Source organism: Streptococcus sp. HMSC072D07, assembly GCF_001814835.1.
Lineage (GTDB): Bacteria > Bacillota > Bacilli > Lactobacillales > Streptococcaceae > Streptococcus.
In genome coordinates, this window is the sequence record NZ_KV818069.1 from 22,248 (window position 1) to 45,995 (window position 23,748).

19 protein-coding genes and 1 pseudogene are annotated in these 23,748 nt (G+C 43.2%); 18 read left to right on the plus strand and 2 right to left on the minus strand.

What is annotated here, in order from left to right; translation table 11 throughout:
• Window positions 1-124 precede the first annotated feature (124 nt).
• The 11 genes from purF (at window position 125) to purB (ending at window position 12,409) form a co-directional block, all read left to right on the plus strand.
• Complete coding sequence (gene purF / locus HMPREF2991_RS07040) at window positions 125-1,567, plus strand: amidophosphoribosyltransferase (protein ID WP_044020025.1); 1,443 nt, start codon at window positions 125-127, stop codon at window positions 1,565-1,567.
• A gap of 214 nt (window positions 1,568-1,781) precedes the next feature.
• Window positions 1,782-2,804: a phosphoribosylformylglycinamidine cyclo-ligase gene (purM, locus tag HMPREF2991_RS07045; protein WP_070683748.1), complete on the plus strand. Its 1,023-nt coding sequence runs from the start codon at window positions 1,782-1,784 to the stop codon at window positions 2,802-2,804.
• Window positions 2,801-3,352, plus strand: a complete 552-nt coding sequence (gene purN, locus HMPREF2991_RS07050; RefSeq protein ID WP_070683750.1) for a phosphoribosylglycinamide formyltransferase — start codon at window positions 2,801-2,803, stop codon at window positions 3,350-3,352. The genes purM and purN overlap by 4 nt, the downstream gene beginning before the upstream one ends.
• Before the next feature lie 44 nt (window positions 3,353-3,396).
• Complete coding sequence (locus HMPREF2991_RS07055; RefSeq protein WP_049490118.1) at window positions 3,397-3,861, plus strand: GNAT family N-acetyltransferase; 465 nt, start codon at window positions 3,397-3,399, stop codon at window positions 3,859-3,861.
• A gap of 1 nt (window position 3,862) precedes the next feature.
• On the plus strand, window positions 3,863-5,410 hold the full coding sequence (gene purH / locus HMPREF2991_RS07060; protein ID WP_000161903.1) for a bifunctional phosphoribosylaminoimidazolecarboxamide formyltransferase/IMP cyclohydrolase: 1,548 nt from the start codon (window positions 3,863-3,865) through the stop codon (window positions 5,408-5,410).
• Between the two features lie 121 nt (window positions 5,411-5,531).
• Window positions 5,532-6,794 carry a phosphoribosylamine--glycine ligase gene (purD, locus tag HMPREF2991_RS07065; RefSeq protein WP_070683752.1) on the plus strand — a complete coding sequence of 421 codons (1,263 nt, stop codon included), beginning with the start codon at window positions 5,532-5,534 and terminating at the stop codon, window positions 6,792-6,794.
• Window positions 6,795-6,888: 94 nt separating this feature from the next.
• On the plus strand, window positions 6,889-7,005 hold the full coding sequence (locus HMPREF2991_RS11230) for a phosphoribosylaminoimidazole carboxylase (protein WP_079114924.1): 117 nt from the start codon (window positions 6,889-6,891) through the stop codon (window positions 7,003-7,005).
• A gap of 32 nt (window positions 7,006-7,037) precedes the next feature.
• Window positions 7,038-7,529 (plus strand): 5-(carboxyamino)imidazole ribonucleotide mutase, encoded by a 492-nt coding sequence (gene purE, locus HMPREF2991_RS07070; protein WP_070567947.1) that lies wholly within the window; start codon window positions 7,038-7,040, stop codon window positions 7,527-7,529.
• Complete coding sequence (purK, locus tag HMPREF2991_RS07075) at window positions 7,516-8,586, plus strand: 5-(carboxyamino)imidazole ribonucleotide synthase (RefSeq protein WP_070567950.1); 1,071 nt, start codon at window positions 7,516-7,518, stop codon at window positions 8,584-8,586. Before purE ends, purK begins: the two co-directional genes overlap by 14 nt.
• Window positions 8,587-8,630: 44 nt before the next feature.
• Entirely contained in the window at window positions 8,631-10,784 is a 2,154-nt protein-coding gene (locus HMPREF2991_RS07080) for an AAA family ATPase (RefSeq protein ID WP_070567952.1), read from the plus strand.
• A gap of 326 nt (window positions 10,785-11,110) precedes the next feature.
• Entirely contained in the window at window positions 11,111-12,409 is a 1,299-nt protein-coding gene (purB, locus tag HMPREF2991_RS07085) for an adenylosuccinate lyase (protein ID WP_070567953.1), read from the plus strand.
• A gap of 57 nt (window positions 12,410-12,466) precedes the next feature.
• On the opposite strand, the gene strH is transcribed toward purB, so the two are convergent.
• Entirely contained in the window at window positions 12,467-16,498 is a 4,032-nt protein-coding gene (strH, locus tag HMPREF2991_RS07090; protein ID WP_070567955.1) for an LPXTG-anchored beta-N-acetylhexosaminidase StrH, read from the minus strand.
• A gap of 302 nt (window positions 16,499-16,800) precedes the next feature.
• On the minus strand, window positions 16,801-17,517 hold the full coding sequence (locus HMPREF2991_RS07095; protein WP_001007181.1) for a GntR family transcriptional regulator: 717 nt from the start codon (window positions 17,515-17,517) through the stop codon (window positions 16,801-16,803).
• Window positions 17,518-17,838: 321 nt separating this feature from the next.
• Between HMPREF2991_RS07095 and HMPREF2991_RS07100 the strand changes: the two genes are divergently transcribed.
• From HMPREF2991_RS07100 to HMPREF2991_RS11235, 7 genes and pseudogenes are all read left to right on the plus strand, one after another.
• A complete protein-coding gene (locus HMPREF2991_RS07100) occupies window positions 17,839-19,626 on the plus strand; it encodes a glycoside hydrolase family 35 protein (RefSeq protein WP_000196619.1) in 1,788 nt (595 codons plus the stop codon).
• On the plus strand, window positions 19,623-20,099 hold the full coding sequence (locus HMPREF2991_RS07105) for a PTS sugar transporter subunit IIB (RefSeq protein WP_044020041.1): 477 nt from the start codon (window positions 19,623-19,625) through the stop codon (window positions 20,097-20,099). Before HMPREF2991_RS07100 ends, HMPREF2991_RS07105 begins: the two co-directional genes overlap by 4 nt.
• A 26-nt stretch (window positions 20,100-20,125) precedes the next feature.
• Window positions 20,126-21,031, plus strand: coding sequence for a PTS mannose/fructose/sorbose/N-acetylgalactosamine transporter subunit IIC (locus HMPREF2991_RS07110; protein ID WP_065371455.1), 906 nt, complete (start codon window positions 20,126-20,128; stop codon window positions 21,029-21,031).
• Window positions 21,018-21,839 (plus strand): PTS system mannose/fructose/sorbose family transporter subunit IID, encoded by an 822-nt coding sequence (locus HMPREF2991_RS07115; RefSeq protein ID WP_000185287.1) that lies wholly within the window; start codon window positions 21,018-21,020, stop codon window positions 21,837-21,839. The genes HMPREF2991_RS07110 and HMPREF2991_RS07115 overlap by 14 nt, the downstream gene beginning before the upstream one ends.
• A 3-nt stretch (window positions 21,840-21,842) precedes the next feature.
• Window positions 21,843-22,247: a PTS sugar transporter subunit IIA gene (locus tag HMPREF2991_RS07120; protein ID WP_000045700.1), complete on the plus strand. Its 405-nt coding sequence runs from the start codon at window positions 21,843-21,845 to the stop codon at window positions 22,245-22,247.
• 223 nt (window positions 22,248-22,470) lie between these two features.
• Window positions 22,471-23,637, plus strand: a complete 1,167-nt coding sequence (locus HMPREF2991_RS07125; RefSeq protein WP_070683754.1) for an SIS domain-containing protein — start codon at window positions 22,471-22,473, stop codon at window positions 23,635-23,637.
• A gap of 10 nt (window positions 23,638-23,647) precedes the next feature.
• Window positions 23,648-23,748 (plus strand): annotated as a pseudogene (locus HMPREF2991_RS11235) (tagatose-bisphosphate aldolase); the annotation flags it as partial.

Here is a 23,748-nt window from a genome sequence, read left to right on the forward strand (position 1 = left end):
AAAAGTCATGTAGATTTAGTTCTTGGTGATTGCAAAAGGTTTGTTTTGCGAGTGAAACGAGCTTCTACCGTATCATTCGGCTCTACTGAAGGAATGATGCAAAAATAAAAATTAGGTATAAAAAATGACATACGAAGTAAAATCTCTTAATGAAGAATGTGGTGTTTTTGGTATCTGGGGGCATCCAGATGCTGCTAAATTGACCTATTTCGGACTCCACAGTCTTCAGCACCGTGGTCAGGAGGGGGCAGGAATCCTCTCTAATGACCAGGGGAACTTGAAGCGTCATCGTGATATGGGGCTTTTATCAGAAGTGTTCAGAAATCCAGCTAATTTGGATAAACTGACTGGAGCGAGCGCGATTGGGCATGTTCGTTATGCGACTGCTGGCGAAGCTTCTGTAGATAATATCCAGCCCTTTCTCTTCCGCTTTCACGATATGCAGTTTGGACTTGCTCACAACGGAAACTTGACCAATGCTGAATCGCTCAAGAAAGAATTGGAACAAAGAGGAGCTATTTTCAGTTCAACTTCGGACTCGGAAATCTTGGCTCACCTCATTCGTCGGAGTCACAATCCGAACTTGATGGGCAAAATCAAGGAGGCGCTCAGCCTTGTCAAAGGTGGCTTTGCTTATATCTTGTTATTTGAGGATAAGTTGATTGCTGCGCTTGATCCTAATGGCTTCCGTCCGCTTTCTATCGGAAAAATGGCAAACGGAGCGGTGGTGGTTTCGTCTGAAACCTGTGCCTTTGAAGTCATTGGTGCTGAGTGGATTCGTGATGTGAAACCAGGAGAGATTGTAATCGTAGATGACAATGGTATCCAGTACGATAGTTATACGAATGATACCCAGTTGGCGATTTGTTCTATGGAGTATATCTATTTTGCTCGCCCTGACTCTAACATCCATGGGGTCAATGTCCATACAGCTCGCAAACGTATGGGGGCTCAATTAGCGCGTGAGTTCAAGCACGAAGCAGATATTGTGGTCGGTGTGCCAAATTCCTCGCTGAGCGCAGCTATGGGATTTGCAGAAGAATCTGGTCTGCCAAATGAAATGGGTCTGATCAAAAACCAATACACGCAACGCACCTTTATCCAACCGACTCAAGAATTGCGTGAGCAAGGGGTGCGGATGAAGCTATCAGCCGTTTCGGGTGTCGTTAAAGGAAAACGTGTGGTGATGATTGATGATTCCATTGTTCGTGGGACAACCTCTCGCCGTATCGTTCAGCTCTTGAAAGAAGCGGGGGCTTCTGAAGTTCACGTTGCTATTGGTAGTCCAGCGCTAGCTTATCCATGTTTCTACGGGATTGATATCCAGACGCGTCAGGAGCTGATTGCGGCTAATCATACAGTCGAAGAAACCTGCCAGATTATTGGTGCGGATAGCCTGACCTATCTTTCGATTGATGGCTTGATTGAATCCATTGGGATTGAAACAGATGCGCCGAATGGTGGTCTCTGTGTCGCTTATTTTGATGGAGACTACCCAACTCCTCTCTACGACTATGAGGAAGAATATCGTAGAAGCTTGGGGGATAAGACCAGTTTTTACAAATAGACGGATAAAGACTCTCCATGAAAGGAAAGGAAGAGAAGATGACAAATAAAAATGCTTATGCTCCACGTCTCACTACTGACTAAATGCTTAAGCATTTGTCAGTAGACGCTTTGCCCTATGAGGCCAAAGCTAGAGCCCTGACTAGTATTTTTAGATAAAATAATTGTTTATCTAAAAATACGTCGCAATCTTCTCAAAGAAAAGGAATATAAAAATGACAAATAAAAATGCGTACGCCCAGTCGGGTGTCGATGTTGAAGCGGGTTATGAAGTTGTTGAACGCATCAAAAAACACGTAGCACGTACAGAGCGTGCGGGTGTTATGGGAGCTCTTGGTGGCTTTGGTGGCATGTTTGATCTTTCAAAAACAGGTAGCAAAGAACCGGTCTTGATTTCAGGGACCGACGGTGTCGGAACCAAGCTCATGCTGGCTATCAAGTACGACAAGCACGATACCATCGGGCAGGACTGTGTGGCCATGTGTGTCAATGATATCATCGCTGCAGGTGCGGAGCCCCTCTATTTCCTCGACTACGTCGCGACAGGGAAGAATGAACCAGCTAAACTAGAACAAGTGGTTGCTGGTGTGGCAGAAGGTTGTGTGCAGGCAGGCGCTGCCCTCATCGGTGGGGAAACAGCTGAAATGCCTGGTATGTATGACGCAGATGACTATGACTTGGCTGGTTTTGCGGTCGGCGTGGCTGAAAAATCACAAATCATCGATGGGTCAAAAGTAGCAGAGGGAGATGTTCTTCTCGGACTTGCTTCAAGTGGGATTCACTCAAATGGTTACTCACTCGTCCGTCGTGTCTTTGCGGACTACACAGGTGAGGAAGTTTTGCCAGAATTGGAAGGCAAGAAACTCAAAGAAGTCCTTCTTGAGCCGACTCGTATCTATGTCAAGGCTGTCTTGCCACTCATCAAGGAAGGCTTGGTAAACGGGATTGCCCACATCACAGGTGGTGGATTTATCGAAAATGTCCCTCGCATGTTTGCAGCTGACTTGGCTGCTGAGATTGAGGAAAGCAAGGTTCCAGTTCTTCCAATTTTCAAAGCCCTTGAAAAATACGGTCAGATCAAACACGAAGAAATGTTTGAAATATTCAATATGGGTGTGGGACTCATGCTGGCAGTTAGCCCTGAAAATGTAGATCGCGTCAAGGAATTACTGGATGAACCAGTCTATGAAATTGGTCGCATCGTCACGAAAGAAAACGAAAGTGTCATCATCAAATGAAAAAAATAGCGGTTTTTGCCTCTGGTAATGGCTCAAACTTTCAGGTGATTGCCGAAGAATTTCCGGTGGAGTTTGTCTTTTCAGACCATCGTGATGCCTATGTGCTTGAGCGTGCAGACAAGCTTGGTGTTCTATCCTACGCTTTTGAACTCAAGGAGTTTGAGAGCAAGGCGGACTACGAAGCAGCACTTGTTGATCTATTAGAAGAGCACCAGATTGACTTGGTTTGTCTCGCAGGCTATATGAAAATCGTTGGGCCAACTTTGCTCGCTGCTTACGAGGGTCGGATCATTAACATTCATCCTGCCTACCTGCCCGAATTTCCAGGAGCTCATGGAATTGAGGATGCTTGGAATGCTGGTGTTACTGAGAGTGGCGTGACCATTCACTGGGTGGACTCCGGTGTGGATACAGGAAAGGTTATTAAACAAGTACGCGTACCACGACTAGCTGATGATACCATCGATAGCTTTGAAGCTCGAATTCATGAGGCAGAGTACAAGTTGTATCCGGAGGTGCTGGATAGCTTGGGAGTGGAGAGAAGGTAAGAAGTAAATCAAGTTTTGATTACGCAATCTTGCTAGGAGAAAAAATGATTGAACTGAAATTGGTAGATGAGAGCAGTTTTCAGGCAGTGCTGGATTTGAAAATATCAGAAGCTGATGAACGAGCACGTTTCGTAGCTCCAAATGTGCGCTCTTTAGCTGATGCATGGCTCTACCGGAAAAACGAAGATGTGTTTCCGATGGCAATCTATTGGGATAAGCAAGTGGTTGGCTTTCTCCTGCTAGAAATAGACAAGGATGAAGCGGAATACTTTATCTGGCGGATAATGATTGGTCAGCAGTACCAAGGAAGAGGTTATGGTCGAAAAGCCTTGGAAGTTCTAATCAAAGAGGCTCAGATGGATAGAGCTTACAGTCATATTATCGCAGATTATGTGGTTGGAAATGAAAAAATGAAGTACCTGTTGACTAGTCTGGGTTTTCAGGAAACAGGATTTATAGAAGAAAATAACGAAGTCGCTATGCGCTTGGATCTAAAGAAAGAGGAATAGAATGACGAAAAAGGCCTTAATCAGCGTCTCAGACAAAGCGGGCATTGTTGAATTTGCCCAAGAACTTAAAAAACTCGGTTGGGAGATTATCTCGACAGGTGGGACAAAGGTTACCCTTGATAATGCTGGGGTGGAGACCATTGCAATTGATGATGTGACGGGCTTCCCAGAAATGATGGACGGTCGTGTTAAGACCCTCCATCCAAATATCCATGGTGGGCTCCTCGCTCGTCGTGATCTCGATAGCCACCTTGAGGCGGCTAAGGACAATAAGATCGAGCTTATCGACCTTGTAGTGGTCAACCTCTATCCTTTCAAGGAAACAATCCTCAAACCAGACGTGACGTACGCTGACGCAGTTGAAAATATCGATATCGGTGGGCCGTCTATGCTTCGTTCAGCAGCTAAAAACCATGCCAGCGTGACGGTTGTGGTAGACCCTGCTGACTATGCTGTGGTTTTGGACGAATTGGCAGAAAATGGTGAAACGACTTATGAAACTCGCCAACGTTTAGCAGCCAAGGTTTTTCGTCACACAGCGGCTTATGACGCCTTGATTGCAGAATACTTCACAGCTCAAGTAGGTGAAGCAAAGCCTGAAAAGCTCACTTTGACCTATGACCTCAAACAAGCTATGCGCTATGGGGAAAACCCTCAACAAGATGCAGACTTTTACCAAAAAGCCTTGCCAACGGATTACTCGATTGCATCAGCCAAACAGCTCAACGGTAAGGAATTGTCCTTCAATAACATTCGTGACGCGGATGCGGCCATTCGTATTATTCGTGATTTCAAAGACCGTCCAACTGTTGTGGCTCTCAAACACATGAACCCATGTGGAATTGGTCAAGCTGATGACATCGAAACTGCTTGGGACTATGCTTATGAGTCTGACCCAGTATCTATCTTTGGTGGGATTGTCGTCCTTAACCGTGAGGTGGATGCTGCGACTGCTGAGAAGATGCACGGCGTTTTCCTCGAGATTATCATCGCACCGAGCTATACCGATGAAGCGCTAGCCATTTTGACCAACAAAAAGAAAAACTTGCGCATCCTTGCCTTGCCATTTGATGCTCAAGATGCTAGTGAGGTAGAGGCAGAATACACAGGCGTGGTCGGTGGACTTCTTGTGCAAAACCAAGACATGGTCAAGGAAAGCCCAGTTGACTGGCAAGTGGTGACCAAACGCCAGCCAACCGAGACAGAAGCAACTGCTCTTGAATTTGCTTGGAAGGCTATCAAGTACGTCAAATCCAACGGGATCATCGTGACCAATGACCACATGACACTTGGCGTTGGGCCAGGTCAAACCAACCGTGTGGCTTCAGTCCGTATCGCTATTGACCAAGCTAAAGATCGTCTTGACGGCGCTGTGCTTGCTTCCGATGCTTTCTTCCCATTTGCGGATAACGTGGAAGAAATCGCCAAAGCAGGTATCAAGGCCATCATCCAACCAGGTGGATCAGTCCGTGACCAAGAGTCAATTGAAGCGGCTGATAAACATGGTTTGACTATGGTCTTCACAGGCGTAAGACATTTTAGACATTAAAAAGATAAAAGGGAAGAAAACAGTTTCTTTCCTTTTTTGGCTTAAAATGCTAAGTGAAACAAGATTAGAACGAACGTTTGTGATATAATATTAGTAAATAATTCGCAAAAGAGGTTGAGAGATGAAGCTGTTAGTTATCGGTTCGGGTGGTCGTGAACATGCGATTGCTAAGAAGTTGCTTGAGTCAAAAGACGTTGAAAAAGTCTTTGTAGCTCCTGGAAATGACGGGATGACTCTGGATGGGCTGGAGTTAGTAAACATCTCTATTTCCGAACATTCTAAGTTAATAGAGTTTGCAAAGGATAACGATATCGCTTGGACCTTCATTGGGCCGGATGATGCTCTTGCAGCTGGAATAGTGGATGATTTCAATGCAGCAGGCCTCAAGGCATTTGGTCCGACCAAAGCTGCCGCTGAGCTTGAGTGGTCCAAGGATTTTGCTAAGGAAATCATGGTCAAATACAGCGTTCCGACAGCAGCCTATGGCACATTTTCAGATTTCGAGGCAGCCAAGGCTTATATCGAGGAGAAAGGCGCTCCAATTGTCGTCAAGGCGGATGGATTGGCTCTTGGGAAGGGCGTCGTTGTAGCTGAAAGGGTTGAGCAAGCAGTCGAAGCCGCTCATGAGATGCTTTTGGACAATAAATTTGGGGACTCTGGTGCGCGTGTTGTTATCGAGGAATTCCTTGACGGAGAAGAGTTCTCTCTCTTTGCCTTTGTCAATGGGGACAAGTTCTACATCATGCCAACAGCTCAGGACCATAAACGTGCCTATGACGGCGATAAGGGCCCTAACACTGGTGGGATGGGAGCTTATGCGCCGGTTCCTCACTTGCCACAGAGCGTGGTTGATACGGCAGTGGAGACTATTGTCAAGCCAGTTCTTGAAGGGATGATTAAAGAAGGTCGTCCGTACCTTGGTGTCCTCTACGCGGGGCTTATTTTGACTGCTGACGGTCCGAAGGTTATAGAGTTCAACGCTCGTTTTGGTGATCCCGAAACACAGATTATCTTGCCTCGTTTGACATCTGACTTTGCGCAAAATATCACGGATATTCTTGATGGCAAGGATCCGAACATCACGTGGACGGACAAGGGTGTGACTCTGGGTGTGGTTGTCGCATCCAAGGGCTACCCGTTAGATTATGCAAAGGGTGTCGAGTTGCCAACTAAGACAGAAGGCAATATCATCACCTACTATGCAGGGGCTAAGTTTGCAGAAAATAGCAGAGCACTGCTATCAAACGGTGGACGTGTCTATATGCTCGTCACCACAGCAGATACCGTCAAAGAAGCCCAAGATACGATTTACCAAGAACTCGCTCAACAAAAAACAGAAGGTCTCTTCTACCGAACAGATATCGGAAGCAAGGCTGTTAAGTAAAGATATAAGAATAACGCGACGAAGTCGCCAAATATGCTAATGGTTGCATAACTTGCGAGCATTAGCGAGCAATAAAATAACAATCACCGCCGTTGTGAAAGAACGATTGGATGATAATCCAATCGTTCAGGGAAATTGGAAGACCTTGGGCTTCCGATTTAGGCATGAGACACCTTTGGTGGCTGCTGCCGTCCCTCACAACCTAAGGTGATTGAAAAAAGAAAGGAAAGAAAAGGGAAAATTATGACTAAACCAATTATTTCCATCATCATGGGCTCCAAATCCGACTGGGCAACCATGCAAAAAGCCGCCGAAGTCCTAGACCGCTTCGGTGTGGCCTACGAAAAGAAGGTGGTCTCTGCCCACCGCACACCAGACCTCATGTTCAAACATGCCGAAGAAGCTCGTAGCCGTGGCATCAAGGTTATCATCGCAGGTGCTGGAGGCGCAGCTCATTTGCCAGGAATGGTTGCTGCTAAAACAACCCTTCCAGTCATTGGTGTGCCCGTCAAATCTCGTGCCCTTAGTGGCGTGGACTCGCTCTACTCTATCGTACAGATGCCGGGTGGCGTGCCTGTTGCAACTATGGCTATCGGTGAAGCAGGAGCGACAAATGCAGCCCTCTTTGCCCTCCGTCTCCTTTCAGTAGAGGACCAGGCTATTGCTACAGCATTGGCAGATTTTGCAGAAGAGCAAGGAAAAATCGCAGAGGAGTCTACCAATGAGCTCATCTAAAACAATCGGAATTATCGGTGGCGGTCAGTTGGGTCAGATGATGGCCATTTCTGCTATCTACATGGGGCACAAGGTCATCGCGCTGGATCCTGCGGCGGATTGCCCGGCCTCTCGTGTAGCGGAAATCATCGTGGCGCCTTATAACGATGTGAACGCCCTACGTCAGCTGGCTGAGCAATGTGATATCCTCACCTATGAGTTTGAAAATGTCGATGCTGATGGTTTGGATGCGGTTATCAAGGAAGGTCAGCTCCCTCAAGGGACAGACCTGCTCCGCATCTCTCAAAATCGCATTTTTGAAAAGGACTTTCTTTCAAATAAGGCTCAAGTCACTGTGGCACCCTACAAGGTTGTGACTTCAAGTCAAGATTTGGCAGATATTGACCTTTCTAAAAACTATGTCCTTAAGACCGCGACTGGAGGCTACGATGGGCATGGTCAAAAGGTTATTCGTTCAGAAGCAGACTTGGTAGAAGCCTATGCGTTAGCAGACTCAGCAGACTGTGTTTTGGAAGAATTTGTCAACTTTGACCTTGAAATTTCTGTCATCGTGTCAGGAAATGGCAAGGACGTGACGGTTTTCCCAGTTCAGGAAAATATCCACCGCAACAACATTCTTTCGAAGAGCATCGTACCAGCTCGCATTTCAGAAAGTCTAGCAGCCAAGGCCAAAGCTATGGCGGTTCGAATCGCAGAACAACTCAACTTGTCTGGAACTCTTTGCGTGGAAATGTTTGCGACGGCAGATGACATCATTGTCAATGAAATCGCCCCACGCCCACATAACTCAGGACACTACTCAATCGAAGCCTGCGACTTCTCTCAGTTTGATACCCATATCTTGGGCGTTCTCGGAGCACCATTGCCAGCCATCAACCTACATGCGCCTGCTGTTATGCTCAATGTCCTCGGCCAGCATGTCGAGATCGCTGAAAAATATGTCAAAGAAAATCCAAGCGCCCACCTCCACATGTATGGTAAAATAGAAGCGAAACACAACCGCAAGATGGGACATGTGACCGTGTTGGGGGATGCAGAAAACGTGGGGGAGTTTTAGCTTAGCATAGTAAAGTAAAAGGTTGTGAAGAGGAATAAGTTGTTATGAAAATAGATTTATCTAATGAGAAATTGTTTGATATCAATGAGATAGAATTGGATAAACCAGTTAATTTTATTTTTGGGAAGAACGGGACCGGTAAGAGTACCATTACTAAATTGGTTAAAGAACAGATTACTGACAAAGATATTAGAATTTACCAAGGTTTAAAGAGTGTAATTGCAAACGGAAGACTAAATTCTGTTACTCTTGGTGAAGAAAATGTTTCTGCTCAGCGAAATATTGAAAAATTTGAGAGCGAAATAGCTAACTTCGTAGAGGAAAAACGAGGATATGAGGAAATTAAACAATCCTTGACCTTAGAAAAAAATTCTCTAAATAAAGAATTAAAAGCTCAGGAAAATAAAATAAACAATTTTTTTAGTTCTTCTGCCAGAGAAATAAAAAATAATGATTTACATATAGCTAGCACTTCTTACAATCAGCCTACTTTTAAAGCAGAAATAAAGTATGCTTTTCGTTTATCTGTAGATGAACGAAATAAATGTAAAGAGTATCTAAAAATTGATGAGAAAAATGCCAGTCTAATTAAATTGCCAGAGATTAATTTTCTACAAATTTTTGAAGATACAAGAGATATTTTTGTGAAAAAAGTTGAAGAAGAGATAGTAGTTAAGCGACTTGATTCTGATCCAAAAATTAGTTTTGCTCAAAAGGGTCTAGAGTTACATGAACGTGGGGATGTCTGCTCTTTTTGTGGAAGTAATATTCCTGATGAAACATTTGCTGAATTGGAAACTTTTTTCTCAGCATCAAAGATTAAAGAATTTGAAGTCGCTATTAATGATCAGATTGATAGAATTAGTGAAGCACAAGTTCTAGTTGAGAAGGTTGTAATTGCTAATGAAGATTTTTATAGTCAATTCGCTAATGAAGTAGGTGAAATCAAAAAAAAATGGGACAACATAAAAAAGGAACAGGTAAAATTTCTATTATCACTTAAGGAAAAAATGATAGAGAAGTCTACTAAATTATTTTCAACATTGACTTTCGAGGAATTAAAATTACCGGATTCAGGTAAAGATATAATTGAAAGGTATAATAAAATTGTTGAGAAAAATAATGCAGAAGATATTTCTAGATTAAAAAAATTCTCCAAAGATTTATTGAGATTTGATTTGATTGATGCATATGTTGAGAAGTTTGATTTAGCAACAGAGAAAAATAAATTAAAAGCTATACAGGATAAGCTAGATGAATCTGTACGCAGTTCAGAAGCAAATGACTGTGAAATTTTAAAAATAAAGCAGACGATTTCTTCGATTCGTGAGAAAATATCGAAAGAAGTGGAAAAAACTAAATCTGAGAAGAAGTTAGCTACTAATATAAATAAAAAGTTGGAATTATATGTTGATTTTCAATTAGAACATATTGAGCCTGATGCTGGTATGCACCAAGGGTACTATCGAATAAAAAGCAAGTCTGAAAATATTGACGTATATAGAGATATAGGAACACTATCTGAAGGGGAAAAAAATATTATCGGTTTTTTATATTTTATAGAAAAACTTGATGAACAAATCGATAATCCACTTGATAAAGTTATAATTTTTGATGACCCGATGGACTCTAATGATGATATGATGCAATACATTATCATTACTGAAATTCAAGAATTGATGAAACCAATTGATAAGAATAAAACAAATGATAAACTTGTAATTATGACTCATAATTCTCATTTTTATATCAATGTGAAGTATAATCGTTTATATGAGGATGGTAAAGATAAAAATGGTGGAGATAGGGTAGGAGACAAGTTCATTAGACTTCAGAAAGAAAGTTCTACAACCTCTATAAAAGTTTTAGAATCAGAGGGGCAAGATTTCGGTACAAGTTACGAGTTGCTATGGAAAGAATTAGGATTCCTATACAACAATGGCAAACCTGATCTAATGTTGAATTCAATTAGGAGAATTATAGAGACTTTTACAAAATTCAATAGAATAGATAATTTTTATCAAGGTAATCGAGAAGCACAAAAATTATTTAATGTAAATTCACACTCTATCGATGATTTACAATCAGAGTTAAACGGGAAAGGCAGAGAACAAATTATTGCAATGATGAAGAAATGCTTCAAAGACGTTAATTTAGAAAAACACTTTAATTCCCATTGGAAGGCAGCTAAGAAGTAAAATTATATTTTGAAACACTATTCAAAAAATATACTAAGACAGAAAGGAACAGGGCAGTCGTATTTTCTAAACCGAATACGGGCTATGGACTTTCTTTCAAAACAAAATTTACAATAGAAAGTATGAGGGTGTCCGAGTATTTGAGCTCGGGCTACCTAAATTCTGTATCAAACCAAAAAAATAGAAAGGAACAAGGGCACCGTATTCCCCTAACTGAATGCGGGCTACGGACCGTGTGAAAAAGATAATTTTGTTGGAGCGCAAGTCGCTCTGCTCAAAATTTCCTATTTTCACGGTGTCCGCTTAACGCCCTTAATATCTTAAATATGATCAACCGTTACTCTCGCCCTGAGATGGCGAATATTTGGAGTGAAGAAAATAAATACCGTGCTTGGCTTGAGGTGGAAATCTTGGCTGACGAGGCATGGGCTGAGTTGGGGGAAATCCCTAAGGAAGATGTGGCTTTGATTCGCGAGAAGGCGGACTTTGACATCGACCGCATTTTAGAGATTGAGCAAGAGACTCGCCACGATGTGGTTGCCTTCACACGTGCGGTTTCTGAGACTCTTGGTGAAGAGCGCAAGTGGGTCCACTATGGTTTGACCTCTACCGACGTGGTGGATACTGCTTACGGTTACCTCTACAAGCAGGCCAACGACATCATCCGTCGTGACCTTGAAAACTTCACCAACATCATCGCTGACAAGGCTAAGGAGCACAAGTTCACCATCATGATGGGGCGTACTCACGGTGTGCACGCTGAGCCGACAACTTTTGGTCTTAAATTGGCCACTTGGTACAGCGAAATGAAGCGCAATATCGAACGTTTCGAGCATGCGGCTGCTGGTGTAGAAGCTGGTAAGATTTCTGGTGCGGTTGGGAACTTTGCCAACATTCCACCATTCGTTGAAAAATACGTCTGCGACAAATTGGGTATCCGTGCCCAAGAAATCTCTACACAGGTCCTTCCTCGTGACCTTCACGCTGAGTACTTTGCAGTTCTTGCTAGCATCGCGACTTCCATCGAGCGTATGGCAACGGAAATCCGTGGTCTGCAAAAGTCTGAGCAGCGCGAAGTGGAAGAGTTCTTTGCCAAAGGTCAAAAAGGGTCTTCAGCAATGCCTCACAAACGTAACCCAATCGGTTCTGAAAACATGACAGGTCTGGCGCGTGTTATCCGTGGTCACATGGTGACGGCCTATGAAAACGTTGCTCTCTGGCACGAACGTGATATTTCTCACTCATCAGCTGAGCGTATCATCACACCGGATACGACCATTTTGATTGACTACATGCTCAACCGTTTTGGAAATATCGTCAAGAACTTGACGGTCTTCCCAGAAAACATGATCCGCAACATGAACTCTACTTTTGGTCTTATCTTTAGCCAACGTGCTATGTTGACCTTGATTGAAAAAGGCATGACCCGTGAGCAAGCCTACGACTTGGTGCAACCAAAAACAGCCCACTCTTGGGACAACCAAGTAGACTTCAAACCGCTTCTCGAAGCAGATCCAGAAGTGACCTCACGCCTCACTCAAGAGGAGATTGATGAAATCTTCAACCCAGCATACTACACCAAACGAGTGGATGATATCTTTGAACGTATCGGACTTGGTGATTAATCCTAACAATAAAAAGCGAGATTGAATCTCGCTTTTTTGTATGCTTGTCGAAGGGGGTTAATCTTCTTTTCTCTTAGTGAGTCCGTAGGCTGCTAGTGTGGCCATGAGTCCTGCTGCGACCAAGCCTGCAGAGTCTTGACTTCCTGTTGCAGGGAGTTGTTTTTCTTCTGCTTTGCTAGTAGTTGTTTCAGCTTGCTCAGCTTTCTCAACGGCAGTGCCGACTTCAACGACTTGAGTGACCGCTTCCTGTGCTACCACGCTATTGACAAGCGTTCTTTCTTCTTTTCCATCAGCACTAGTGCTCACAGAGTAGAAGGCAGTACGGTGGCCGTTAGCTCCTTTAGTAACAACTTGCGTTTGTCCTTTTGGTAATTGAGGATTTTCACGTGTCACAGTAGTGAATGGAATTTCTTCCTCTTGGATATCCAGTCTCGGTTTTGTTTCTGCGGCTGGAGCAAGACCGTGTTCGTCTCCTACATGGGTTACAAGGGTTCCGACTTCAATAACTTGGGTCACTGCTTCTTGAGTCACAAGGCTATCTACAAGAGTTTTCACTTCCTTACCGTCAGCACTAGTGCTCACAGAGTAGTAATGACTGCGACGGCCGTTAGCGCCTTTAGTAACGACTTGAGTCTTCCCTTTGAGCAAGAGTGGATTTTCACGTGTCACGGTAGTGAACGGAATATCTTCTTCTTGGATATCTAGTCTTGGTTTCGCTTCGGCAGCTGGAGCAAGGCCACTTTCATCCCCTTTGTGAGTAATAGGGGCACCGATTTCAACCACTTGGGTCACAGGTTCTTTGGTTACTTGGCTATCTAGAACCGTTTCTGTTTGTTTCCCATTTTCAGTAAGGACAGATATGTAATGAGTGCGTTCGCCCTCTACACCTGGTGTGATGATCTTTTCCTGACCAGCTGGGAGATTTGGATTTTCCTTCTTGATGACCTCAAATGGAATCTTTTCTGCTCTTGTGATGAGTTCCGGTTTGGTTTCAACATTGGCAGCTAGTTCGTTTTCATCGAGGCTTCCTGAGTGGGTTGCTGCTGGTTTGAGGTCTAGGCGGGCTGCTTTGAGTTTGGCTACGAGAGCGTCTAACTCGGCTTGTTTGTTACGATTGAGGTTGTAGTTGAGAGCTTCTTTAGCTGCATTTAGGGCCTCCAAGCTCTCCTTGCTGTATCCATCCAAGTTTGCAGGGATTTGAGCAAGTTCCTCACGGAGTGCATTGTAGTTAGCGCGGAAGTAGTCTTTGTTATGGTCTGCAAAGGCAGTCATGAGTTCAAAGATTTCTTCTTCCTTGTACTCAGCACTTGGTTTGTCTGCCCAGATGGCAAGCATGCTTCCAACTGTTGGAAGGTCTACCTCAGGATACTTGGTAGATGCGAGCTGGTTAAATGGTGTTTTTTTAGTATTTTCAATTGCTTTTTTGAGGAAACCACCACCATCTTCAGGTTTCTGGCCGAGAATGTAGTACCAGTCTCCGTTGGTGTTAAGGAATTTGTAGCCTTTGCTTGCCAGGTACTGAGGAGATGCAAGGTTGTAACCCCACCATCCCTTAGACCAGTAAGAGATGATGACATCCTTGTCAAACTCAACATCATCCTTGTCCTCGTAGTAGAAACCATCGTTGAAGGCCATTGGTTGAAGGCCTCTTTCTTTGGCCATAGCAGCAAGAGTGTTAGAGTACTCAGCAAACTTGCCATAGAGTCCATACCATTTGAGGTAGTACCAGCCTTGCGCGTTGGTAGCATCATTGGCATATTCGTCTGTACCGTAGTTGAAGATCTTAGTTTTGCCTGCAAAGAAGTCCATGTACTTGCCGATGAGGGCTTTGACAAAGTTCATCGCCTCTTCGTTTTCAAGGTCCATGGTTGTTTTGGATACCTTGTCAAAGTTGGCTTGAGGATTCTTGATTCCAAGTTTTTCCATAGCGACGAGCATGGCATCCATGTGACCTGGGCTGTTGATCGCTGGGATGAGTCCGAGGCCTTTTGATTTTGCGTACTCGATCAATTCAGTGATTTCAGCTTGACTAAGAGTGGTTCCGTTTGGATCATCGTAGTAAGCTTTTGTTCCTTCGATGATGGCCTTTTTGACGTCGTCACTTGCATAAGTTTTTCCGTTAGCTGTGATGGTCATGTCATCAAGGAGGAAGCGAAGTCCATCATTTCCTAGGAGAAGATGCACATCAGAGTAGCCGAGTTCGCTCGCCTTGTCTACGATGCGTTTGAGTTGGTCAAGTGTGAAGTACTTACGTCCAGCATCGATAGAGATTACCTTGTTCTTGGCAAGTTTTTCAACTTCACGTTTCGCGTCTTCTTCTTTTTGAGCTTCTGGTGTGAAGGTCAAATTGCTTACAGCTTCTTGGAGTTTTGCGATTGCTTGGTCAATGGTGTCTTGTTGGGCACGGCTGAGGTTGCTATCGAGTGAGCGAATAGCTTTTTCAGCTTCTTTTACAGCTGCGACACTTTCTGCAGTATAGCGGTTAAGGTCTGTTGGTACTTCTTTCAGAGCTTGCTCAGCAGACTCATAGTCAGCTGCGAAGTATTCAGCATTGGCATTTGCGAAGCTACGCATGAGTTTGAAGAGGCGTGATGGTGAATAGCGTGCAGATGGGGTATCCGCCCAAGCAGCTACCATACCCCCGATGAACGGGATAGTAGCCCCATCAGATTTTGGTACAGAAGTGATTGGAGTGTTCTTGATACCATTGAGTCCTTGGTCGAGGTTGTACCAGCCTTGGCCATCGGCATTTCGTCCGAGGACGTAGTACCAAGCATCGTTGGTATTAAGGATTTGGTGGCCTTTTTCAACTAGAAGTTTAGAAGAAGCGACGTCGTATCCGCCCCATCCACCAGTCCACATAGAAACGATGATGTCTTTGTCAAAGGTTCCAAAGCTAGTGTCGCTATTGTAGTAGATACCGTCGTTAAAAGCCATTGGTTTGAGGCCGTGAGATTTGACGATGCGAGCAAGGTCGTTGGCGTAGGCGATAAATTTATCATAACCCTTGTCAGGGAATCCATCTTCTGGATACCATTTATAGGCTTGAAGAACGCTCCAGCCTTTGGCGTTTGTAGCATCATTGGCGTACTCGTCTAGTCCGATATTGAAGATGTCAGTTTTGCCAGCGAAGTAAGCAGCATACTTTTCGATCAGAGCTTTGGTAAATGCAACCGCTTCTTTGTTATCCAGGTCAACGGTACGAGCAGATTCCTTGCCAAAGTAGTTGAAGTTCGGTTTTTGGATACCTAGTTCTTTCATGGCATGCAAAATCGCATCCATGTGGCCAGGGCTATTTACAGTTGGGATGAGACCAATGCCTTTGTTTTTAGCATAGTTGATCAAGTCCGTCATCTGACTTTCTGTCAAATGGTTGCCGTTTGGATCCTTGTAGTAGGCATCGGTTCCGTTTTCGAGTGCACGTTTGACATCGTCACTTGCATAGGTTTTGCCATTGGCTGTGATCGTCATGTCGTCTAACATAAAACGCATGCCGTCATTTCCAACTAGTAGATGAAGATCAGTATAACCGTAGTGTTTGGCTTTGTCGATGATTTCTTTGAGTTGGTCTGGAGAGAAGTACTTGCGTCCAGCGTCGATTGAGATCATTTTTCGTTTTGCCAGTTTTTCATTTACCTGAGCTGCTCGTTCCGTGCTAGGAGTGGCTACTGCAGGTGTGACGGCTTCATTTTTCTTTTCTGAAGAAGTGCTTTCAGCAGGAGTTTCAGCTGGGGCAGGGCTTTCTTTCTCGGCAGTAGGAGTTGGAGTAGCATTTTCTGTCACAACTGGTGCGCTTGACTCTTCTGTTGTTGGAGCAACTGTTCGAGGAGCCTCCTGGTCTTCTTTGACCTCCTCTTTTACAGGTTTGTCAGCCTTTTCTTCCAGTTTTTCTGGAACCTTGGAGTCTACAGCTTCCTTGACTGCTTGAGGACTCTCCTGAATAGTTTGAACAGTTTCTTCAGCTGTTGGAGCTGGAGTAATCCCGTCGGCAGATACGACTTGGGCGCTAAAAGCAAATCCTATAAGTACAGAAGCTGCCCCAACCGCGTATTTACGGATGGAGAAGCGCTGTTTCTTTTCTAGTTTCATGACAAAACCTCCTTGTTATTATCATATATGATAGCGTTTACATAAAACCAATTTTATTTTATTATCTAAGGAGTAAAATGTCAAGTGGGTTTATATAAGAACTATAATAAATAGAGGAAATCATAAGATTTAGGAGAAATTTGCTAATGAGGGATAAAACAGAGGAAAAACCAAACGAAAATTTACCTTGTTTTTAGTAAAAATGCTACTAATTAAATAAGAGACCTTCATAGCGTTTTCACAACTTATTTCTCGTGCTATAATGAATATAGAAAAAGCCTGAGCTAGGCTCAGGCTTTTTCTTAATGACCTCGGTTACATGAGATGAATTTGATTTTGTAGTAGTCTGCTCGCTTATAAGTTTCACTATAGGCAAGGACTTGGCCAGTGGCCTCAAGTTTTGTAGTCTTTGTTTGGAAGACAGTTGGGAATTGTGTATCGATTCCGAGTACAGAAGCAGCATGCTCTGGTGTTGGGAATGCGATTTCGTTGATTTCCTCAAAATGTTCATCACTCATGTGAATGCGGTAATCCAATTTGAAACGTGTATAGATAGAGCTATAATAATCAAGATTTGGATAGTTGGCATTGATGTATTGCTCAGGAATATAAGATGTGTGGTAGATGTATGTTACGTCGTTTGTCTGACGAATACGTTCAATCTTATAGTAGAATTGATCTCCACGTAGTCCAAGTTTATCTAAATATTCAAGTTTGTTTCCGCGCTCGATAGAAAGGACAGTAACTTTATCGTCTTTTGTTTCAAAGATTTCAACATCTGAAAACTCAACGAGTTTGTGCTTGCGGGCACGTGAAACGAAAGTACCTTTACCTTGTTGGCGGACAATGTAGCCGTCTTTAGCAAGGTCGTTCAAGGCACGAACAACTGTGATTGAACTCACATCGTACATCGCGATCAATTCGGCTTCTGTATAAAATTTATCTCCACTTGCAAATTGACCAGAGATGATTTTATTTTTTAATTCATCTTTAATATATTGGTATTTAGGAATAGCCATAAATTTCACCTCGATTCTCTTTCTCCAATTTTGATTTTACCACAAATATAGAGAAAAGAGTAGTATTAAGGTCAAAAAATTAAAATAATAGACTAAAAATGTTATTTTACATGTAAAAAAATTCATTTGATGTTCTTGTGAATTATCATACATAAAAAGATCGTTTTCATGCTATTTTTAGATAATTTCGGTAAACGGTAAGTAAAAAAATAGAAAAATTTTAAATAATTTTCTAAAACCTATTGACAAATGCAAAAGATTTGATTATAGTTAATATTATAATAAATGAAAGCGCAAACTTAATTCGTCAGAGGTAATAACATGACCAGATTTAAAATTGAGGACGATTTCTATTTAGACGGAAAACCGTTCAAGATTTTGTCCGGCGCCATTCATTATTTTAGGATTCCAGCAGAGGATTGGTATCATTCTCTCTATAACTTAAAGGCGCTTGGCTTTAATACAGTCGAGACCTATGTGGCTTGGAATTTACACGAACCTGTTGAAGGGGAGTTTGATTTTGAAGGTGCCAGAAATTTGGAGAGATTTCTTCAAATTGCACAAGATCTAGGTCTCTATGCCATTGTACGCCCGTCTCCGTTTATCTGTGCGGAATGGGAATTTGGTGGCTTGCCGGCTTGGCTCTTGACCAAGGACATGCGAATTCGCTCGTCCGACCCGGCCTACATCGAGGCTGTTGCTCGCTATTATGACCAATTATTGCCAAGGCTTGTGCCTCGCTTGTTGGATAACGGCGGAAACATTCTCATGATGCAAGTCGAAAATGAATATGGCTCTTATGGAGAAGATAAGTCTTATCTACGAGCAATTCGAAAATTAATGGAAGACCGAGGGATTGATTGCCCACTCTTTACTTCAGATGGCCCATGGAGGGCTACTCTGAAAGCCGGAACCTTGATTGAAGACGACCTCTTTGTGACAGGAAACTTCGGTTCTAAAGCTCCGTACAACTTTTCACAGATGCAGGAATTCTTTGATGAGCATGGCAAGAAATGGCCCCTCATGTGTATGGAATTCTGGGATGGTTGGTTCAACCGTTGGAAAGAACCCATCATCACTCGTGATCCTAAAGAATTGGCAGAAGCTGTTCGAGAGGTATTGGAGCAAGGCTCTATCAACCTTTACATGTTCCATGGTGGTACAAACTTTGGTTTCATGAATGGTTGCTCGGCTCGAGGAACTCTGGATTTGCCGCAAGTCACATCTTACGACTATGATGCCCTTCTCGATGAAGAAGGAAATCCAACTGCTAAATACTTAGCAGTCAAGAAGATGATGGCAACCCACTTCCCAGAGTATCCACAGTTGGAACCACTCTATAAGGAAAGCATGGAGATAGGGTCCATTCCATTGGTCGAAAAAGTTTCCTTGTTTGAAACCCTGGATAATCTCTCTAGTCCTACTGAAAGCCTCTATCCAAAAGCGATGGAAGAACTTGGTCAAAGTTATGGCTACCTTCTCTACCGCACGGAGGCAAGTTGGGATGCAGAAGAGGAACGTCTCCGTATCATCGATGGACGTGACCGAGCTCAACTCTTTGTAGATGGTCAATGGATTGCTACTCAATACCAGACAGAGATTGGCGAAGACATCTACTGTCAAGGCAACCGAGAAGGCTTTTCAGAGATTGACATCTTGATTGAAAATATGGGGCGTGTCAACTACGGACATAAGTTTTTGGCAGATACGCAGCGTAAAGGAATTCGAACAGGTGTCTGCAAGGATCTACATTTCTTACTGAATTGGAAACAATATCCACTGCCACTGGATAATCCTGAGAAGATTGATTTTTCAAAAGGATGGACAGAAGGACAACCAGCCTTTTACGCTTTCGACTTTACTGTTGAAGAGCCGAAGGATACCTACTTAGACTTGTCTGAGTTTGGTAAGGGAGTTGCCTTTGTCAACGGGCGTCACTTAGGACGTTTCTGGAACGTCGGCCCGACCCTCTCACTTTATATCCCTCATAGCTATCTCAAGGAAGGTGCTAACCGCATCATCATCTTTGAAACTGAGGGCGAATATAAAGAAGAGATTCATTTAACTCGTAAACCTACACTAAAACACATAAAGGGGGAAAACTTATGACAATTGTAGGATGCCGTATCGATGGACGTTTGATCCACGGTCAAGTAGCCAATCTTTGGGCTGGAAAACTAAATGTTTCACGCATTATGGTTGTAGACGACGAAGTTGTTAACAACGATATTGAAAAGAGTGGTTTGAAACTTGCGACACCACCAGGTGTGAAACTCAGTATCTTGCCAGTTGAGAAAGCAGCAGTAAATATCCTTGCTGGTAAATACGATAGCCAACGTCTCTTTATCGTTGCACGTAAACCAGACCGTTTCCTTGGTTTGGTCGAAGCAGGTGTTCCGCTTGAAACACTCAACGTTGGCAATATGTCTCAAACACCAGAAACTCGCTCTATCACACGTTCTATCAACGTGGTAGACAAGGATGTGGAAGATTTCCACAAACTAGCAGAAAAAGGTGTGAAACTCACTGCTCAAATGGTTCCAAATGATCCAGTTTCAGACTTTTTGAGCTTATTAAAATAGGAAAAAATTTTTAGGAGGTCATTGTTATGATACAACCGTGGCAAATTTTACTTCTCACTTTGTACTCAGCTTATCAAATCTGTGATGAGTTGACAATCGTTTCATCTGCAGGTTCCCCTGTATTCGCTGGTTTCATTACTGGTTTGATCATGGGAGATGTGACAACTGGTTTGTTTATCGGTGGTAGCTTGCAGTTGTTCGTTCTCGGGGTTGGTACCTTTGGTGGTGCTTCTCGTATCGACGCAACTTCTGGTGCGGTTCTTGCAACAGCATTCTCTATCTCTCAAGGTATTGATACAGATCTTGCGATTACAACAATCGCTGTACCAGTAGCAGCACTTTTGACATACTTCGACGTTCTTGGACGTATGACAACTACTTTCTTTGCACACCGTATTGATGCTGCGATCGAACGCTTTGACTACAAAGGTATCGAACGCAACTACCTACTTGGTGCGATTCCATGGGCTCTTTCTCGTGCCCTTCCAGTATTCTTCGCCCTTGCTTTCGGTGGAGAATTCGTACAAGGTGTTGTAAACCTTGTTAAAGAATACCAATGGGTTGCAGACGGTTTGACTCTTGCAGGTCGTATGCTTCCAGGTCTTGGATTCGCTATCTTGCTTCGTTACCTTCCAGTTAAACGTAACCTTCACTACCTTGCTATGGGATTCGGTTTGACAGCTATGTTGACTGTTCTTTACTCAAACGTAACAAGTCTTGGTGGAGCAGTTGCTGGAATCATTGGCACTCTTCCTGCTGAAGTTGCTGAAAAAATTGGCTTTGTTAACAACTTCAAAGGATTGTCTATGATCGGTATCTCTATCGTGGGTATCTTCCTTGCAGTTGTTCACTTCAAGAACAGCCAAAAAGTTGCTGTAGCAGCACCTTCTACACCATCAGAAAGTGGGGAAATCGAAGATGACGAATTCTAATTACAAACTAACAAAAGAAGATTTTAATCAAATCAACAAACGTAGCTTGTTTACTTTCCAATTAGGTTGGAACTACGAACGTATGCAAGCTTCTGGTTACCTTTACATGATCTTGCCACAATTACGTAAAATGTATGGGGATGGAACTCCTGAATTGAAAGAAATGATGAAAGTTCATACTCAATTCTTCAATACTTCACCATTCTTCCACACTATTATCGCTGGTTTTGACCTTGCCATGGAAGAAAAAGATGGTGTGGGTTCAAAAGATGCCGTTAACGGTATCAAGACAGGTTTGATGGGACCATTTGCTCCTCTTGGAGATACAATCTTTGGTTCACTTGTACCTGCTATCATGGGATCTATCGCAGCAACTATGGCTATCGCTGGCCAACCATGGGGTATCTTCCTTTGGATCGCAGTTGCAGTTGCTTATGACATCTTCCGTTGGAAACAATTGGAATTTGCCTACAAAGAAGGGGTTAACCTTATCAACAACATGCAAAGTACTTTGACAGCTTTGATTGACGCTGCATCTGTACTTGGTGTCTTCATGATGGGTGCTCTTGTAGCAACAATGATCAACTTTGAGATTTCTTACAAATTGCCAATCGGTGAAAAGATGATTGACTTCCAAGACATCTTGAACTCAATCTTCCCACGTTTGCTTCCAGCAATCTTTACTGCCTTTATCTTCTGGTTGCTTGGTAAGAAAGGTATGAACTCTACTAAAGCGATCGGTATCATTATCGTTCTTGCAGTAGGTCTTTCATTCATCGGTAAATTCTTGCTTGGAATGGGCGCATAATTTATGAGTAAATCATTAATTTTGGTGAGTCATGGTCGTTTCTGTGAAGAACTTAAAGGTAGCACAGAAATGATCATGGGTCCACAGGACAACATTCATGCAGTGGCCCTTCTTCCAGAAGATGGTCCAGAAGAATTTACTGCAAAATTTGAAGCTGCTATCGAAGGATTGGATGATTTCCTAGTCTTTGCGGACCTTCTCGGTGGTACACCATGTAACGTGGTAAGCCGTTTGATCATGGAAGGTCGCGACATTGAACTCTACGCAGGAATGAATCTTCCAATGGTGATTGAATTTATCAATGCCAGCCTTACAGGCGCAGATGCGGACTACAAGAGCCGAGCTGCAGAAAGCATTGTAAAAGTCAACGATCTGTTAGCGGGCTTCGATGATGACGAAGATGAATAATACTCTTCGAAAATCAAATTCAAACCACGTCAGCGTCGCCTTGCCGTACTCCAGTACAGCCTGCGGCTAGCTTCCTAGTTTGCTCTTTGATTTTCATTGAGTATACGATGTGATAACGTGAAAATCGTTAGAACATCTTATATAGAATATACATGGGAATGGGAGTCACTCCCATTCCCATATTTTCAATAGGAATGAAACAACAATAGATTAGAGGAACTCTATGCTAAATTACACAAAAGAAGAATTACTTGAACTGGGTGCAGAAATCACGACTCGTGAGATCTACCAACAGCCTGATGTATGGAAAGAAGCTTTTGAAGCCTATCAAGCAAAACGTGAAGAAATTGCAGCCTTCCTACAAGGGATTGCGGATAAACATGACTATATCAAGGTCATCTTGACGGGTGCTGGTACTTCTGCTTATGTGGGAGATACCTTGGTACCATACTTTAAGGAAGTCTATGACGAACGCAAATGGAATTTCAATGCTATTGCGACAACTGATATTGTTGCCAATCCAGAAACTTATTTGAAAAAAGATGTGGCGACTGTCCTTGTTTCCTTTGCTCGTAGTGGGAATTCACCTGAAAGTGTGGCGACGGTTGATTTGGCTAAGGCCTTGGTGGATGACCTCTATCAAGTGACCATTACATGTGCTGCAGATGGTAAATTGGCTCTTCAAGCTCATGGAGATGACCGCAATCTCTTGCTTTTGCAACCAGCTGCTTCTAATGACGCTGGATTTGCCATGACTTCTAGCTTTACATCTATGCTGCTAACAGCTCTCTTGGTCTTTGATCCTACAGAATTTGCTGTGAAAGCTGAACGTTTTGAAGTTGTGTCTAGCCTTGCCCGCAAAGTTCTAGACAATGCAGCAGATGTTAAAGGGCTTGTAGACCTTGACTTTAACCGCGTCATCTATCTTGGTGCTGGTCCTTTCTTTGGCCTTGCTCATGAAGCTCAGCTCAAGATTTTGGAATTAACAGCTGGTCAAGTGGCGACCATGTATGAAAGCCCAGTTGGCTTCCGTCACGGTCCAAAATCATTGATCAACGAAGATACAGTTGTTTTGGTATTTGGTACAACGACAGACTACACTCGCAAGTACGACTTGGACTTGGTTCGTGAAGTGGCTGGTGATCACATTGCTCGTCGTGTCGTGCTCTTGAGTGATCAAGCCTTTGGTCTTGAAAATGTCAAAGAAGTAGCCCTTGGTTGTGGCGGTGTCTTGAACGATATTTACCGTGTCTTCCCTTACATCGTTTATGCCCAACTCTTTGCCCTATTGACTTCACTCAAGGTAGAAAATAAACCAGATACACCGTCTCCTACTGGTACCGTAAACCGTGTGGTACAAGGTGTGATCATTCATGAATATCAAAAATAAGGAAGTGTCTATGAGTAAATTACAATTAAGTCCCAATAAAGTAGCTTGCTTGCAAAAACTCTCTGACGAGAACGGCATTATCTCAGCTCTTGCCTTTGACCAACGTGGTGC